14 protein-coding genes are annotated in these 15,932 nt (G+C 44.9%); 7 read left to right on the top strand and 7 right to left on the bottom strand.

From position 1 onward, the window contains the following. Positions 1–32: 32 nt before the first annotated feature. Together GQA99_RS17695 and GQA99_RS17690 are read right to left on the bottom strand one after the other, a co-directional pair. Positions 33–3,173, bottom strand: coding sequence for an efflux RND transporter permease subunit (locus GQA99_RS17695; protein WP_189386251.1), 3,141 nt, complete (start codon positions 3,171–3,173; stop codon positions 33–35). A gap of 11 nt (positions 3,174–3,184) precedes the next feature. Continuing rightward, complete coding sequence (locus GQA99_RS17690; RefSeq protein WP_160056156.1) at positions 3,185–4,423, bottom strand: efflux RND transporter periplasmic adaptor subunit; 1,239 nt, start codon at positions 4,421–4,423, stop codon at positions 3,185–3,187. 400 nt (positions 4,424–4,823) lie between these two features. Here GQA99_RS17690 and GQA99_RS17685 point away from each other — a divergent pair, with 400 nt between their 5' ends. Next, a complete protein-coding gene (locus GQA99_RS17685; RefSeq protein WP_160056154.1) occupies positions 4,824–5,444 on the top strand; it encodes a TetR/AcrR family transcriptional regulator in 621 nt (206 codons plus the stop codon). A 158-nt stretch (positions 5,445–5,602) separates the two neighbouring features. On the opposite strand, the gene GQA99_RS17680 is transcribed toward GQA99_RS17685, so the two are convergent. Next, entirely contained in the window at positions 5,603–6,097 is a 495-nt protein-coding gene (locus GQA99_RS17680) for a type II secretion system protein (protein WP_160056152.1), read from the bottom strand. Between the two features lie 204 nt (positions 6,098–6,301). Here GQA99_RS17680 and mog point away from each other — a divergent pair, with 204 nt between their 5' ends. After that, positions 6,302–6,835: a molybdopterin adenylyltransferase gene (gene mog / locus GQA99_RS17675; protein ID WP_160056150.1), complete on the top strand. Its 534-nt coding sequence runs from the start codon at positions 6,302–6,304 to the stop codon at positions 6,833–6,835. A 131-nt stretch (positions 6,836–6,966) separates the two neighbouring features. On the opposite strand, the gene GQA99_RS17670 is transcribed toward mog, so the two are convergent. The 4 genes from GQA99_RS17670 to GQA99_RS17655 form a co-directional block, all read right to left on the bottom strand. Further along, positions 6,967–7,191, bottom strand: a complete 225-nt coding sequence (locus tag GQA99_RS17670) for a hypothetical protein (protein ID WP_160056148.1) — start codon at positions 7,189–7,191, stop codon at positions 6,967–6,969. Positions 7,192–7,314: 123 nt separating this feature from the next. After that, positions 7,315–8,448, bottom strand: a complete 1,134-nt coding sequence (locus GQA99_RS17665) for an ABC transporter permease (protein WP_160056146.1) — start codon at positions 8,446–8,448, stop codon at positions 7,315–7,317. Next, positions 8,448–9,182, bottom strand: a complete 735-nt coding sequence (locus tag GQA99_RS17660) for an ABC transporter ATP-binding protein (protein WP_160056145.1) — start codon at positions 9,180–9,182, stop codon at positions 8,448–8,450. Before GQA99_RS17660 ends, GQA99_RS17665 begins: the two co-directional genes overlap by 1 nt. A gap of 2 nt (positions 9,183–9,184) precedes the next feature. Then, positions 9,185–10,789, bottom strand: a complete 1,605-nt coding sequence (locus GQA99_RS17655; RefSeq protein WP_160056144.1) for an alpha/beta hydrolase — start codon at positions 10,787–10,789, stop codon at positions 9,185–9,187. Positions 10,790–10,883: 94 nt separating this feature from the next. Between GQA99_RS17655 and GQA99_RS17650 the strand changes: the two genes are divergently transcribed. The 5 genes from GQA99_RS17650 to GQA99_RS17630 all read left to right on the top strand — a co-directional run bounded on the left by GQA99_RS17650 (position 10,884) and on the right by GQA99_RS17630 (position 15,822). Then, the gene (locus GQA99_RS17650) at positions 10,884–11,261 is read left to right on the top strand and encodes a GntR family transcriptional regulator (RefSeq protein ID WP_160056143.1); all 378 of its coding nucleotides are present in this window, start codon (positions 10,884–10,886) and stop codon (positions 11,259–11,261) included. 37 nt (positions 11,262–11,298) lie between these two features. After that, positions 11,299–12,168: an ABC transporter ATP-binding protein gene (locus GQA99_RS17645; protein ID WP_160056142.1), complete on the top strand. Its 870-nt coding sequence runs from the start codon at positions 11,299–11,301 to the stop codon at positions 12,166–12,168. Continuing rightward, positions 12,165–13,457 carry an ABC transporter permease gene (locus GQA99_RS17640; protein WP_160056141.1) on the top strand — a complete coding sequence of 431 codons (1,293 nt, stop codon included), beginning with the start codon at positions 12,165–12,167 and terminating at the stop codon, positions 13,455–13,457. The genes GQA99_RS17645 and GQA99_RS17640 overlap by 4 nt, the downstream gene beginning before the upstream one ends. A gap of 139 nt (positions 13,458–13,596) precedes the next feature. After that, complete coding sequence (locus tag GQA99_RS17635; RefSeq protein ID WP_160056140.1) at positions 13,597–15,390, top strand: AMP-dependent synthetase/ligase; 1,794 nt, start codon at positions 13,597–13,599, stop codon at positions 15,388–15,390. Positions 15,391–15,516: 126 nt separating this feature from the next. Continuing rightward, positions 15,517–15,822: a hypothetical protein gene (locus GQA99_RS17630; protein ID WP_189386250.1), complete on the top strand. Its 306-nt coding sequence runs from the start codon at positions 15,517–15,519 to the stop codon at positions 15,820–15,822. The last annotated feature ends 110 nt before the right edge of the window (positions 15,823–15,932 follow it).

Raw genomic sequence — 15,932 nt, 5'->3', positions numbered from 1 at the left:
CTTTTTTGTTTTTACACTAATGACGTCGTTGGTTATTCAGCTTCTACTGTTTTAGCGCGTTTTGCTAATGCGTAGTAAAACAGTGGTGTGAGCAGTAGACCAAATATAGTCACACCAATCATACCGGCAAACACTGCGACACCAATGGCTTGACGCATTTCTGCTCCTGGGCCACTCGAGAACACCATAGGTACTACACCCATAATGAAGGCAATAGATGTCATTAGAATGGGGCGTAAACGTAAGCGGCCCGCTTCAAGAATGGCTTCTAACGGCGTCATGCCTGTGTCTTGCAGCTCTTTAGCAAACTCAACAATCAAGATGGCGTTTTTGGTCGCCAGTCCCACCAGAACGATGAGTCCGATTTGGGTAAAGATGTTGTTGTCGCCGCCGTAAATTAATACACCACTGATTGCCGACAGAATCGTCATCGGAATAATCAAGATAATCGCCAACGGTAAACTTAAGCTTTCATACTGCGCGGCTAATACCATAAACACTAATAAAATGATTAATGGGAAAATATACACGCCTGCATTACCGGCCAGTATTTGCTGGTAAGTAATTTCAGTCCACTCGTAAGTCATACCGTTTGGTAAAGTTTCGGCCAGGATTTTTTCAATCGCAGCTTGTGCCTCGCCACTACTAAACCCAGGTGCTGCACCGCCATTAAGCTCGGCAGTGGTAAAGCCGTTGTAGTGCATCACACGATCTGGGCCGGCCACATTAGCCACGTTAATAAATGAGCCAATAGGCACCATTTCACCCTGATTGTTACGCACCTTGAGCTGAGCGATTTGCTCTGGTGTTTGTCTAAACTGCTCGTCTGCTTGCACGTTAACCTGGTATGTACGGCCAAACTGGTTAAAGTCGTTGGCGTAAACCGAGCCCATGTAACCTTGCAACGTGGCAAACAATTCGTCTAACGACACGGCTTGTTGCTTGGCTTTGGTACGGTCAACTTCAACTTCAAGTTGCGGCACATTAACCTGATAACTTGAGAACACACCTGCTAACTCTGGTGTTGCCCAGGCTTTTTGCATGACTTGCATGGTGACTTTATATAACTCATCGTAACCGTAGTTTGCTCGGTCTTGAATTTGTAATCTAAATCCGCCAATTGTCCCTAAACCTTGTACCGGTGGTGGTGGGAAAATCGCAATAAACGCACCATCAATCGAGGCAAACTTCTGGTTTAACGCCGCTGCAATTGCCCCTGCTGAAAGCGATGGGTCTTTACGGTCGGCAAAGTCATCTAGCGGGGTGAACAAAATCGCGCTGTTAGTGCTGTTAGTAAAGCCGTTAATGCTTAAACCAGGGAACGCCACTGCATGTGCAACGCCGGGCTGGTCTAAGGCAATGGATGACATTTGTTTCACGATGGCTTCGGTGCGATCAAGCGATGCCGCATCGGGTAATTGTGCAAAGGCAATTAAGTACTGCTTGTCTTGCCCTGGGACGTAACCTGTTGGCGTGCTGGCAAATTGTAAACCTGTTACACCGACTAAGCCGATATACAACACACCCACAACAACACCAAAACGAATCACTTTTTTGACGACCCAGCCGTAACCGTCAGACAGTTTTGCAAAGAAACGGTTAAACGGGGCAAATAACCAACCGCCAAGCATTTTGTCCATACCACGGGTAAGGAAGTCTTGCTTGTCGTGATGACTTTTAAGGAGCAATGCCGATAATGCAGGGCTTAAGGTCAACGAGTTTATCGCCGAAATAAAGGTCGAAATAGTAATGGTTAAGGCAAACTGCTTATAAAACTGACCGGTTAAACCAGACATAAACGCCGTTGGAATAAATACCGCTGCCAGTACTAATGTGGTGGCGATAATTGGGCCGGTTACTTCTTTCATGGCTTTTTGCGTTGCGGCTAAAGGTGATAAGCCTTCTTCGATATTACGCTCAACATTTTCCACCACTACAATGGCGTCGTCGACCACAATACCAATCGCCAGTACCAGACCAAATAACGACAAGGCATTGAGCGAGAAGCCCATTAAGTGCATAAAAGCAAAGGTACCGACTAACGACACTGGTACCGCCACTAATGGAATGATTGAGGCGCGCCAGGTTTGTAAAAACAGCACCACAACTAATACCACCAGTAAAATGGCTTCTAGTAAGGTTTTAATTACGGCTTCGATAGAACCGCGTACGAATACCGTTGGGTCGTAAACGATGTCGTAAGTTAGGCCTTCTGGGAAGTTGGCTGATATTTCTTTCATTTTGGCGCGAACGTCATCAGAAATCTGTATCGCATTAGAGCCAGATGCCTGGAACACCGGCAGTGCCGCAGCATCTTTATTGTCTAGCATTGAACGCAGTGCATAAGTTGATGCGCCTAGTTCAACACGGGCAACATCTTTTAAGCGGGTGATTTGGCCTTGTGAGCCAACTTTAACAATGATGTTTTCAAACTCTTCAACGTTGGCTAAACGGCCTTTCACATTGATAAGTAATTGGAAATCACTTTCGCCACTGGGTTGAGCACCTAGGCTACCTGCGGCGGCTTGTTGGTTTTGCTCACGGATCGCAGCAACCACATCATTCGGTGACAATCCAATCGCGGCTACTTTATTTGGGTCTAACCACACACGCATGCTGTAGTCGCCGGCGCCAAATACACGCACAGCGCCCACACCTTCAATACGGGCAAGTTCGTCTTTAACTTTTAACACCGCATAGTTAGACAGGTACAGCATGTCATAACGATTATCGGGCGAGGTTAAATGCACCACCATGGTTAAGTCTGGTGATGATTTTTCGGTAACAATCCCTAAACGCTGTACTTCTTCAGGTAAACGCGGTTTTGCACGTTCAACTCTGCTCTGTACCTGGGTTTGGGCTAAATCAACATCGGTACCAATGGCAAAAGTGACGGTTAATGTCATGCGGCCATCAGAGGTGGCTTGAGATGACATGTAAAGCATGTTCTCAACGCCGTTGATTTCTTGTTCCAGCGGTGATGCGACTGTTTCAGCGATCACTTTTGGGTTTGCGCCAGGGTAATTGGCAGTAACTACTACCGTTGGCGGAACCACTTCTGGGTATTCGGTGATCGGTAATTGCCAAACAGCCAGTGCGCCAGCGATAAAAAACAATAGCGACAGCACTGCGGCAAAAATCGGTCTTTTAATAAAAAATTGCGACAACATGATAGGGGTATTCCTTAGCCTTGACTTGCTTCATCAGCAATTTGAGCTGTAAGCGGCTGATTATCAAATAGTAACTGTGCTTGGTGCAGTGCTTCTATTTGGCTGCTATCGGCCATATCGGTCAATTTAGGGGTAATGGTTACACTAGGACGCACTTTTTGCAGACTGTTAACCACAATGGTGTCTTCTGGTTGTAAACCGGCAGTAATAATGCGTAAACCGTGAATTTTTTCGCCTAACGTTACACCACGATATTCAAGGGTGTTTTGCTCGTTTACCACTAAAACATACTTGTTGCTTAGGTCGGTAAAGATGGCTTTATCGTCAACCAAAATACCTTGATAAGACGCGCTACCGGCAATGCTAATGCGCGCAAATAAGCCAGGCATTAAGATATTGCTTGAGTTGGTAAATGTGGCACGTACGCGAATAGTACCGGTTTGTTGATTAACGGCATTATCAACAAAGTCGATCACACCCTGGTGGGTAAACTCAGTTTCATTGGCTAGGGCCATTAATACAGTGTTGTTACCTGAGCGTGGGTCCTGGCGTTTGTTCTCGCCCGATAGCGAGGCATACTTAAGGTATGTTTGCTCGTCGATATCAAAGTAGGCATGCATATTGGCTGTTGAAACCAAGCTGGTTAGCGGAGTTTGACCTGCCGTGACATAGTTACCTGCGGTTTCGTTGGCGTAAGACACTCGGCCAGTAATGGGCGCAGTAACCTGGGCGTATTCAACGTTTAATTTTGCGCTGGTTAATGCCGCTTTAACAGATGCGACCGCAGCAGCGGTTTGGTGCATTGTGCTACGGCGAGTATCGATAAGCTCTTCAGACACAGCTTGTTGACTGAACAGTTTGTTGGCACGTTCAAAGTCGTTTTTCGCTAATTCATGTGCTGATTTTGCACTGGTTAACTCAGCTTGCAGACGTTCAACTTCAGCAGTGAAAACTTTAGAATCGATGGTGAACAGTATGTCACCCTTGTTGACCAGGGCACCTTCTGTAAAGTTTACTGACTCAATGTAACCCGATACTCGTGGTACTAGGGTGACTTCTTCTGGTGCTTGTAAGCGTCCAGTAAACTGGTCCCACTCGGTAATGCGCTCGTGCAATACGTTAGCAACATTAACTTCAGGGGCGGCAGGCGCAGCACCAGCTTGTTGTGCTGCAGGTTGTTGCCCACAAGCCACTAGCAGTACTGCCGTTAGGCTTACTAACAAAGTAGATTGAATTGATTTAAACATAGTCATGTTGCTGTCCTCTAATCAATAGCTTTTACGTCATTTAACGGGCTACTGGTTGCGTTACTTTTTGTCTGTGACTACAGTTTTATACCGTTTGGTATAAAATATTCTGTACCGAACGGTAATATATAGATTAAAATACCCCTGTCAACGTATTTTGTACCGATGGGTATGAAATTATTTTGACCAGGTGTTCATTTAGTGTGATGATGAAATAAGCGCATACGATAAAGTGTTTGTGGTGGCTCACATCAATAGGTAATTAATCACTGGTTTTGTGATAAACCTGCACACAATTAGCACGATTTGTGGTTTAATAATGCGCAAAGATATGCCCATCCTTGATTGAGTGTTGTACGTTAACATTTTGATAATCAAGGGTTCGTTAATATATGAGGTACGACTTATGACAATAACAAAAGCAGCTTGTGTCGGTCGCCCACGTGGGTTCGATATCGACCTTGCATTGGAGCAAGCGCTTAATGTGTTTTGGCGTAATGGTTATGAAGGGACTTCTTTAAACGAACTCACAGAAGCGATGGGCATTAAAAAGCCGAGTTTGTATGCGGCTTTTGGCAATAAAGAACAGTTATTTTTTAAAGCGATCGACTTATATGAAAATCGACCAGACTCGCTATTTAATATTGCTTTTCAGCATGAGCGCGTTGCCGATGTTATCCGCGGATTATTACTTGGTGCCGCCGCCCAGTTTACAGACTGTAGCCACCCACAAGGTTGCGCGTTAATTAACAGCACGTTTTCATGTAATGAGGCGAGCGAGTCAATTAAACAAACGGTGTTAGCGCGTAAATCAAAACATAAACAACGGCTCGTTGACCGCTTTGAATTAGCGCAAAATCAAGGCGAATTACAAGAGGGTTGTGAACCTGTGGTATTGGCTAGCCTGATGACTGCCTTGTTTCAAGGTTTGTCGATGCAAGCGTCTGAAGGGGCAAGCCTTGATGAGTTGCAAAAAGTCGCGACTATGGCTGCAGAAGGTATTTTAACCGTCAACGTTAAGCGTTAATGCTGTTAAACGTCTAAGCGCCTATAAGCCTTAAACGGTAGTTCAGCGTTAAGCGTAAGTGCAACGATAAATCCAATATCGATACAGTGCGAGTAAACTAGCGGCGAACAGTATCAATCTAGTGGGTTGATTTATTGAGTTCAGTGTGAGCTTGGAAATTAACAACCGCTAGTCGTTAGGCTGTAAAAGGCAGGTGCTGGCTGAGATGAGTCAACATTGTAGAGCAGATTGCAGCTGTCAAACGTGGCAAACCCCTTAGGCACTATGTACATAGATGCTCCGCCAGGTACGTTGAATATTCCCCAGTCAGCAGTAATAGCATCATTTGCACCAACCATCACTTCAAATGAACCATCGAGAGCCAATGTAACATTAGCCCCAAGAGGCGTTAAATATCCGACTCTAGTCGTCACAGCACTACCATTTAATGTCACCGACCCTGGGTCGAGTTTTTCCTGGCCAGCCAATACGGCTTTTGAATACACCAGAGTGTTAGCCGACTTTAATGCACCTTGTAAGCCTTTTAAATTGGCAATGACCGCATCACTTTTTAAGTTTATAAACTTCGGCGCGGCGACTACCGCTAAAATTCCTAAAATAATAATCACTACCACTAATTCAATTAGGGTAAAACCGCGTTGTTGTTTTTGCATAATAAAATGCATCCATTGTTTGAATAGCTGCGATGAGTATAAGCAACCGCTTGGTTGATGTCATTTCTTGAGACAGTTTGCATTTATGGGTCTGTAATTTTGTGATGTAGATGTTTTTTGGTAGATTAGCTGCCTGTAGCCAAATTATTGATTTAACCTCAACGCGAACCGAGGCTAATGACCCCACATTAGGGAAATATCACCATGAGTAAAGCTAAAATCGGCATCGTGACTGTCAGTGACCGTGCGAGCGCGGGTATATATGAAGACTTGTCTGGTAAAGCCATTATTGAAGTATTAAGTGAGTATTTAACCTCGGAGTGGGAGCCTGTGTATAAGGTGATCCCAGATGAACAAGATGTGATTGAAGCGACCTTGATTGATTTAGCTGACAATCAAGATTGCTGCTTAATTGTCACCACGGGTGGTACCGGCCCGGCCAAACGCGATGTGACCCCAGAAGCAACTGAAGCTGTGTGCGACCGTATGATGCCAGGCTTTGGTGAGCTAATGCGCACCGAGTCGTTAAAGTTTGTGCCAACGGCTATTTTGTCGCGTCAAACTGCAGGGTTACGTGATGATTCGTTAATTGTGAATTTACCGGGCAAGCCTAAGTCTATCCGCGAATGTTTAGACGCGGTATTCCCCGCTATTCCGTATTGTATCGACTTAATGGATGGTCCATTTTTAGAGTGTGATGAAGCGGTCATTAAGCCATTTAGACCTAAAGTAAAGTAGTGCTAGCAGATATTGCAGAGACACTAATCACTACAGCTTTATTTCAAAAAGAATGCCGTCAAAGATGACGGCATTTTTATGTCTTGATTTGCTTGTCGGCAAAGGTTGGTATGAGCGACCGAGCTGCAACACTACAAGTTTTTAAACTGTTGCTTGAGCTCAAAGTCGCTGTCGGTCACTAATCTTTCCAGCACTTGTATGCGCTCAATCAATGCCTGATTTTGTGCTTTTAAGTCGGCTAGGCCATCGGCTTCATTTTTTTGCTTATGCTTTAAATACTGTTTAAACATTTCTGATGCCGTAGTACCAACAATTACGATAAATACCAGTGCGATAATCGCCATATCTTCGTTCATAATCACTCCTTAATTTATGTTGTTTTTTGTCAATGTTATCGTCTTAAAGTCCTCGCCTTAATTCATATAATTAAGGCGAGTAGATGTATTAACTGGATCTATTAACTATTTTATAACTATGGCTTACAGCCCAAAGACCACCTTTTCACTTTTTAATGACTTTTCTAACCCTGCTGCGAGGGCTACTGCAATGACTAAAGTGGTCACAGATGACACGATTAACTGCATCATTGGGATTTCGCGGCCTTTAATAAAGTCCATTAACGCTTGTTGCTGGCCTGATACTGGTAACCACTGCAATACGTCTGGGGCAATGTTGTAGCTGGCTGCCATTGACAGTGCCAGTGGTACAAATAACACCATAGTTAAGTATGACTGCGCTTCTTTAAAGGTTTTGGCCATAAACGACACATACAATTGCAAGGTAGCTGCCATGAGTGCGACAGGGATGCCGACCAGGAACATAAGCCCCATAAAGTCCTGGCTAATGTTGACGGTAAAGCCAATTTCTTGCCAAGGCACAAAGGGGTAGGCCACTTTTGATACCAGCAAGATTAAAATGAGTCCTAGCAGTGCAAAGCAGGTCACGGCAATAATTTTGCCCAACACCAACTCACGTGTGCTCATTGGGTGACTGAGCAGCAATGCCAGTGAGTTACGCTCACGTTCGCCAGCACTGGTGTCGATGGCGAGGTTCATGCCAGAAATAAACACCGAATACATCATGGTGAAAATCGCCAGGCCTAAGATCATTCCACCTTTAGAATCTGCTGTAGCCTTGTCTTCAACATTGATTTTGATTGGCTGAGTTATGCGAGGGTTAATTCCGCGGGCAATTAAACGCAAACTACCCATTTCAGCGCTATATGCTTGTAACTGTACCTCAAGACGGCGGATAGACTTTTGCAGCTTTTCATCAGAGTTATCGGCAACTAATAATACTTCTGCTGGTTTGGCCTTGGCCATATTGGCAGCGTAATCGTCACTAATGGTTAAGATGATTTTTTTTGCCTCGTCGTCATCACCATGATTAATACCGTTATTGCTTAAGTAGCGCACTAAATCAGGTGCGTTATTAGCGTTTTTAATGTTGATGTTAAGGTCTTCTGGGCTAGATAATTGACCAATTAGCACCATAAATAGGCCACACATGATCAGTGGCGTACCCATGGCATAATATAAACCAGCCATGACAGAGCGTTTGTCTCGTGCGGCATCGATAAGTTCTTTGCGCACCATTGCGAGTATCATTTTCATTATGCTGCAATCCCTTCGTCAGTACCGATAAGTTCGATAAATGCATCTTCTAGTGAGTCTTTGCCCGTTTGCTGACACAGTTCGTCAGGGCTACCAATGGCGACCACTTTGCCGTTTGCCATAACAATGACTCGGTCACATAAGGCGGCAACCTCTTGCATTACGTGGCTTGAAAACAACACACAATGTCCTTGTGCTTTTAGTTGCAATAAAATGTCGCGCAGTAAGCGGGTGCTCATCACATCAAGTCCGCGGGTGGGCTCATCTAAAATGATATTACTTGGCTGATGCACTATGGCTTGCGCCAATGCCGTTTTCATCCGTTGGCCTTGCGAGAAGCCTTTGCAGCGACGGTCGCTAATGTCTTCTAGCTTTAATTGGGCAATGACATTGGCGGTGGCTTCTTTGGCTTGCTTACGCGTCATACCGCTGAGCTCGGCAAAGAAACTAATGTATTCACGCGGCGTAAGGCGTTCGTACAATCCAAATGGGTCGGGGAATAATCCTAATTGCTTTTTTGCGCCTATTGGGTCAACCGCGACGTCAATATTGTCTACTGTGGCGGTGCCTGAGTCTGGTTTGAGTAAGCCAAACAAGGTGCGTAAACAGGTGGTTTTACCGGCGCCATTTGGCCCAAGTAAACCCGTTATTTGGCCATTTTCAGCGCTAAAACTTAAATTGTCTAACGCCTGCACATCGCCGATTTTTTTGGTTAAGTTTGCAACAGTAATCATGACTATTCCTTATCTTCAGCTGTATTTGCTGGCGCTGTTGTGTCGGTTTTAATATCCGTGTTAGTGCTGGCAATCGGTAATGCTTCTACTGTGTTGGCATTAAGATAAAAGCTGCGGCGCACATCTTTTTGTAAGCATTCGCCATCAATCTCTTTTATTGAGCCTTGATCAACTAATTGCGCAATTAAATCGTTACCGCAACTTTGATAGGCCACACCGTGAGTCGCGTAAGGCGCAATAAAATGCTTCGACTTGGTGAGTTTTTCTTGTGCCAGTGCGCCCCAGTTTGGTGGTGTTGCAGGGTCGAGTTCGCCAGACAATAATAAAGTAGGAATGTCGCTGTCGATTGGGTTACTAAAGCTGTCATCTTCTTGCTTTGTTGGCCATGCCTCACAGGTTTTTTCTAACCCGTCTAACATGCTGCTACTGATGTAAGATTCTTTAGCGTCTTTACGCATTTGTTCGGTAATACGGTGAATATCCTCACCGCATACAACTGATGCATGCATACCCATTGCTATCCCTGTACTGCTGGCCGTTAAGGAGTAAATACCTAAAATGGGCTGGTAGTTACCTTGTGCTGCCTGGTGTATTGCGTGAGGAATAAGCGAACGGGTATTGGGCATATACATTGCCATGCGGATAGCCCCTGAGTACTTACTGCGAGTGAGCAAAAAGTCGCTAGGCTCGTCAGTTTGTGGGTCGCGCACTTTTTGGCTAATCGGTGCATCGGCGAGTTGTTGATCGACTTTATTATACTCGTCGACTAAATCAGGAAACTGCTGCTGACATTCAGGATTGCTTTTACAGTCGCGCCACAACACGTTTAAACCACGCTCAATTGAACTACCAATGGCAACTACGCTTTGCTGCATTGGCACTACACCGTCCAATGTTACTGTGGCTAATGCTTCAGGATAATGGCGCATATACAACTGAGCCATGCGTGAACCATAAGAAATACCGTATAAGTGCAGCTTGGTATAACCTAAAAACTCGCGTACTGCCTCAAAGTCTTTTAATGCGATGTTGCTGCCGTATTGAGTCACGTCGGCATCGATCCCCGCTAAACATTCTTCGGTTATCGCCAGCATGTCGAGGTCGTCTTCATTGATGTTGAGTGCATTTAAATCACCGTCGTCACAACTCAAAATATTGGATTGGCCTGTACCGCGCTGGTCGATAAGTAAAATATCGCGTTGTTGACGTACTTTGGTCAACATACGGTCAAACCCTGCTGCATTTTCGATAGCCGATTGACCAGGGCCACCGGCAATGGCGAGTAATGCCTCATCTGGGTGGGTGTTTTTAATTGCAGGTAAAATCGCAAAGTGAATATCGATTTGCTTACCGTCAGGTTGCTTTGGGTTTTCAGGTACGCTGATTTTGCCGCACTGAAACTGCTCATCTAAGCCATCTAAATAACATGTGGTTGTTTTAGCTGGCGCAGCAACGAGCGTGTCTGCGGTATCTGCAACGCTGTGGTTAGCGAGTAAAATAGCCACTGCAACAGCGACCCAGCGGCTAGCACGAGTTGCCGATTGGCATAAACCTAAAGCGCGTAATCGCGATATTGAGGTTGTGTTGACAAACTTCCTGTTGATCATCGGAACGTTTCCTTTTTGCATTTCATGACGATTGTGATACCTTAACACCTAGTGTATGAGTGTATCAATGTATTAATACAGTTGTTAAAGGCTAATGTTAGAATTACTAAATGTCAACCCCAGCAGTGGCGAACCCATTTATCGACAATTGCATGATCAAATCGTGCGCTTAATTGTTGGCGGCCAATTGCACCCTGAAGATGTACTTCCTTCAGTGCGCCAGTTAGCCGAACATTTGGCGGTAAACCCAATGACAGTGTCGCGTGCGATGCAACAACTTGTCGACCAGGGCTGGGTTGAACGTCGTCGTGGCCAGCCGTCACGCGTGGCCGCGAGAACATCAGCAAATAACGCCTCAGGCAGCAGTTTGTTAGCGCCGCAGTTAAGCGCATTAGTTGAGCAAGCACAACAATTAGGTGTTGATTACGACGAGTTGCAACAGTTATTGAAGCAATTTTGGCAAAAAGAATAGCCGTCATTTAAGCTAAATTTTGGTAGGAAAGTCGAACATGGAAGCCGAAGATAAGCCCGTTTTACAGTTTACTTTAGTCAATAAAACCTATGCCGAGACAACTAAGTCTGCAACCGGGCATAAGGTGTTAGCCGATTTATCGATAACACTTTACCCTGGGATGGTTGTGGGATTATTAGGTCAAAATGGCGCGGGTAAATCGACATTAATGCGCTGCGCGTTAGGAATTGTTGATATCGATAGCGGCAACATCAATACCCTAGGCGAATCGCCAGAAACCCTCTCCATTGAAGCAAAACAGCATATCGGCTATGTGCCACAACAGCCTTTTGGTTACGAAGGCTTTACCATAGATAAAGCCTTAGAATTGCACCGCAGTTTTTACCCGCAGTGGGACATCGCCCTAGAACAAGATTGGTTAAATCGCTTTGATTTAGATGTTACTCAAGCCGTGCAAAAACTGTCTGTCGGTCAGCGTCAATCGTTAGCCTTGATTATGGCGATGGCGTATCGGCCGACCTTGTTGTTACTCGACGAACCCGTCGCTAGCCTCGACCCTATCGCTCGTCGCCAATTTATGGGTGATCTGTTCGATCTTGCCCTCGACTCTGGTTCGGCGGTATTGTTTTCATCGCATATCACCTCAGACTTAGAGCGTGTCGCCAGCCATGTAGCATTAATCAAAAAAGGCGACTTAGTGCTGTTTAAAGAAATTGATGCCCTGCGTGAAGAGGTTAAATTACTCACTATTAACGACGATACTCAATTACCTGCAAGCTACAGAATATTGAGCCAAACCGGCCAAACCGTGCTGGTGGACACCCAGGGTAACTCGGATGCTATTGCTGGTGTGCAAAATGAAAAATCATTAAATTTAGAACAGTTATTTATGGAGCTGCACCGATGAGTGCGCAGCAACCTCAAAGCCCACTAGCCGCTTGGCGTAAACCCTATCAGGGTATGTTGCGTCTGTGGTTATATGACTTAGGTAGCGTCAGTTTTTTAGGCACGAGCCTGCTTGGACTCGTGCTTGGACTTGCGTTGTTAATTAGCGGAAAAACCGACGTGGTGAGTTTAGTTTTTGCTATGTCGACTGTCTCAGCGGCTGCCAGTATTGCTTGGCAGTTAAATCGCTTAGTGGCGACAGAGACCAGCCAATTAATCCCGGGTTATCAAGCCAATGTATTACAACAAGCACTGACTATTGCAGTGGCTATTATTAGTTTGCAGGTGTTGGCCTGTGTGATCTTTTCGGCATATGACGTCATAGCGCAATTGTGGTTAGCCGTTGCGGTAGGGCTTGGCTTTGTATGGTTATGCTTGTGGCGCAGTCATTATTTTCATTTATCGTTTGCGCTGTTTATTGCGGTGCCATTTTTAGATGAGCTCGCCTCTCGTTTGTCGCTGTGGGCCAGCTTAATCATTGTTGCCATGCTGTTTTATCGTGTGGTTGGCTTATGTCGGCAACTGCGCTGGAACAGCGATGCGCGGGTAGTGTACCTCAATGCCGTGCAAATGGGCTGGATGTGGTTACCGAGCATTAAAGGTGTTGCGTGGGTGGGTAAATTCGAGCGCCTGTTTCATCCAATGAATTTCTTTATTGGCCCTGTATTAACCATGATGATGTTAGCTCTGCCTGTTATTGCTATCGGGTTAATGCTGTTTTCGTGGCTGTTTGACTTTAATTTGGCTGCGATGTTTTTAATTGCTCAATTATCGGTAATAAGCTGTGCGATTATTCATTGGAGCCGTATTCAGCGTTGGCGTGCCACCGAAACCTTATTTTTATTGCCTTGTTATAGCGGGTTAAACGGGATGAAAGACGCCTTTTTTTACAGCCAATACCGTTTTATTGCAGCCATGGTGTTCATTGTCGCAGGGATTGGTTTATTGCAATTCTTTTTTGAGCCACAATTTAGCTTATTGTTTTTAGTCCACTTAGGGTTAAGCACCTTTTGGGGTTGCGCCATTATGCTCGGTACTGGGGCTGCAAGCCGAAATAGTCATCAAGCCACAGCGGCGATGTTGGTGGTGCTTTTGCACTCGATAGTGGTGTCTATGAGTTTTGCTGCGCTAAGAGATGGCGACAGTATTACTCCGTGGCTATTGCTGGATATTCCGCTAACCGTCGTCGGTGTGCTGGCATTGATGTGGGGTAAGCGACAGCTTTGGAAGCACGGTATTACCGCGCCTTAAAGCGGTGTTTGTTGTTTATCAGTTTTGCTTGTGAACGTGATGTTAATCGCACAAATAGAGCAAAAGCTCTTATGATTTTTTTTAGCTTCAGGTAGAATGCAAAAGCGGAACACTTGTAAGCTAAAAAGGTCACTGTTAAATGTCATTAAACCAATACCACGTCGTACGACTTCTGCAACAGCAAAGTCAGTCTTTAGGCAGTAACATTGCCCTAGAAGGCTTTGAAATGCCAGCGCCCTGGCACACAGTAACGTGGAATAAATTCAATACCTTAACTGACTCAGTTGCCCAATTGCTGATTGAGTTTGGCTTACAAGTGCAAGACAAAGTGGTGATATTATCGCAAAACTGCCCACAATGGACTTGTGCCGATATTGGCGCACTTAAAGCACGTAATGTGGTGGTACCTGTTTACCCAACCAGTACACTTGAACAAGCGGTGTTTATTGTTAACGATGCCCAAGCTAAATTAATTTTTGCCGGTGATCAGCAACAATATGACATGGCGTGTAACATTGCCGCGCAAGCCGACTGCGTGCAGCAGATTGTCGTATTTGATGGCAATGTAACTTTAAAAGCCGACAATCACCTGTTTTTTGATTCGCTATTAACCGCACAATTTAATCCAAGCGTAACCCAGGAGTTAACCAGCCGATTAGCCAATACTGATCTGGATGACTTACTGACGCTGATTTACACCTCAGGCACCACAGGCAACCCAAAAGGGGTGATGATCGATTACCGCAATTTTGCCTCGATGATCAGCCAGCATGACCAAAAACTGCCTTTCACCGCCGGCGATGTGTCATTAGCCTTTTTGCCGCTAAGCCATGTATTTGAACGTGGTTGGAGCATGTATGTATTATGCCGTGGCGGTCATAATGTTTACTTAAATGACACCAATAAAATTAAACAAGCTCTTGTTGCCGTTAAGCCACACACCTTATGTGTAGTGCCGCGATTTTTAGAAAAAATTTACAGTGCCGTGCATGACAAAGTTGGTAAAGCGCCTAAAGCACGCCAAGCGTTATTTGCCTGGGCAATGAAAGTAGGTAAGCGTCAATTTGAAGTCAATCAAGGCCGCGCTAAGCCGAGTTTATGGCTAAGTGCCCAGTGGAAACTGGCTAACAAGCTGGTTTACAGCAAATTACAGCAAGTACTCGGCGGCCGACTTAAGTTTATGCCAGTGGGCGGTGCAGCATTAGATGTTAATGTTGGCAGTTTTTTTCACAGTATTAGCGTGCCTGTATTGTGTGGGTACGGCATGACCGAAACTTGCGCGACCGTTACCTGTAATACCCTCGATAATCGTGTGCCAGGCTCAAACGGTAAGCCGTTAGAAGCCATGCAAATTAAGCTGGGCAAAGACGATGAGATTTTAGTCCGTGGCGACACTGTAATGCGCGGTTATTACAATCGCCCCGATGACACCGCCGAAGCCTTTGAAGACGGTTGGTTAAAAACCGGTGATGCAGGGCGTATTGATGAGCAAGGTAACTTATACATTACTGACCGCATCAAAGAGTTAATGAAAACCTCTAACGGTAAATACATTGCCCCACAGCGCGTTGAAGGTAAGGTTGCTTGTTGCCCATTTATCGAACAAGTGGCTATTGTTGCCGATGCACGTAATTACGTGTCAGCCCTTATTGTGCCAGCATTTGAAGCGTTAAATAGCTGGGCTACAGCGCAAGGTATTCATGTTGAAAACCCTATTGAGTTACTGCGTCACTCGCAAGTGGTCGCGCATTTTGAGCAGCGTTTAATCGAGCTGCAGCATGAGTTAGCCGGCTTTGAAAAGATTAAAAAATTCACTTTATTGCACGAAGCATTTTCAATGGAATCTGGACTAATTACTCCGACGTTAAAACTGCGCCGTAAGATGATTTACAGCAAATATCACAGTGAAATTAATGCCATGTATGGGCAGTAACGCTTCATCAATAACACCTCCAAAGGACGCATTCGCGTCCTTTTTAGTAATACTTAGTGATAATTGTCAGTATTTTCAGTAGCGGTATAATACTCTATTTTAAAATTAGGCAACGTAGAGGGAACTATGGAAATTATCACGGTAAATGGAAAGCCTGTTTTTAGATCGAGCACTCAGTCGTTTTATGACAATCAATTTAGCCAGAAAGTGTTGGCTAATATCGATACAAAAACTCTTTTTAAAAAAATTGATGCGATACCAGGGCTTGCGGGTGCAGGAATCGTTTATATTGATAGCAAATACAACATTATTGAATTAAGAAAATTCGAACCTGTTTGCCAACTAAATCCGATTAAAATCGTTCTAAGGGAGCCGCCTCAATTAATGAGTCAGGCCGAGTTTGCCTCCCATTTAAAAGCAGGGCGGGATTAAGCTTTGTTAAATCTTTTAACCAAAGAAAATCTCGCTCCTAAAATCACCATTCCATGCTGCCTTTCTTATTTTGGTTGGTTTACTGGCTTTTAGCGGATGCTGCTCTAAAA

Origin of the sequence: Shewanella litoralis, assembly GCF_009828585.1 — a bacterium.
Classification (GTDB): Bacteria; Pseudomonadota; Gammaproteobacteria; order Enterobacterales; family Shewanellaceae; genus Shewanella; species Shewanella litoralis.
The sequence above is the reverse complement of the archived record's forward strand: the minus strand, read 5'-3'. Positions and strand labels throughout refer to the sequence as shown.

Excerpts from the sequence above, each read along its gene's own strand:
- GQA99_RS17690 (WP_160056156.1), bottom strand. The coding sequence starts at position 4,423 with ATGACTATGTTTAAATCAATTCAATCTACTTTGTTAGTAAGCCTAACG.
- GQA99_RS17685 (WP_160056154.1), top strand. The coding sequence starts at position 4,824 with ATGACAATAACAAAAGCAGCTTGTGTCGGTCGCCCACGTGGGTTCGAT.
- GQA99_RS17680 (WP_160056152.1), bottom strand. The coding sequence starts at position 6,097 with ATGCAAAAACAACAACGCGGTTTTACCCTAATTGAATTAGTGGTAGTG.
- mog (WP_160056150.1), top strand. The coding sequence starts at position 6,302 with ATGAGTAAAGCTAAAATCGGCATCGTGACTGTCAGTGACCGTGCGAGC.
- GQA99_RS17670 (WP_160056148.1), bottom strand. The coding sequence starts at position 7,191 with ATGAACGAAGATATGGCGATTATCGCACTGGTATTTATCGTAATTGTT.
- GQA99_RS17665 (WP_160056146.1), bottom strand. The coding sequence starts at position 8,448 with ATGAAAATGATACTCGCAATGGTGCGCAAAGAACTTATCGATGCCGCA.
- GQA99_RS17660 (WP_160056145.1), bottom strand. The coding sequence starts at position 9,182 with ATGATTACTGTTGCAAACTTAACCAAAAAAATCGGCGATGTGCAGGCG.
- GQA99_RS17655 (WP_160056144.1), bottom strand. The coding sequence starts at position 10,789 with ATGATCAACAGGAAGTTTGTCAACACAACCTCAATATCGCGATTACGC.
- GQA99_RS17650 (WP_160056143.1), top strand. The coding sequence starts at position 10,884 with ATGTTAGAATTACTAAATGTCAACCCCAGCAGTGGCGAACCCATTTAT.
- GQA99_RS17645 (WP_160056142.1), top strand. The coding sequence starts at position 11,299 with ATGGAAGCCGAAGATAAGCCCGTTTTACAGTTTACTTTAGTCAATAAA.
- GQA99_RS17640 (WP_160056141.1), top strand. The coding sequence starts at position 12,165 with ATGAGTGCGCAGCAACCTCAAAGCCCACTAGCCGCTTGGCGTAAACCC.
- GQA99_RS17635 (WP_160056140.1), top strand. The coding sequence starts at position 13,597 with ATGTCATTAAACCAATACCACGTCGTACGACTTCTGCAACAGCAAAGT.
- GQA99_RS17630 (WP_189386250.1), top strand. The coding sequence starts at position 15,517 with ATGGAAATTATCACGGTAAATGGAAAGCCTGTTTTTAGATCGAGCACT.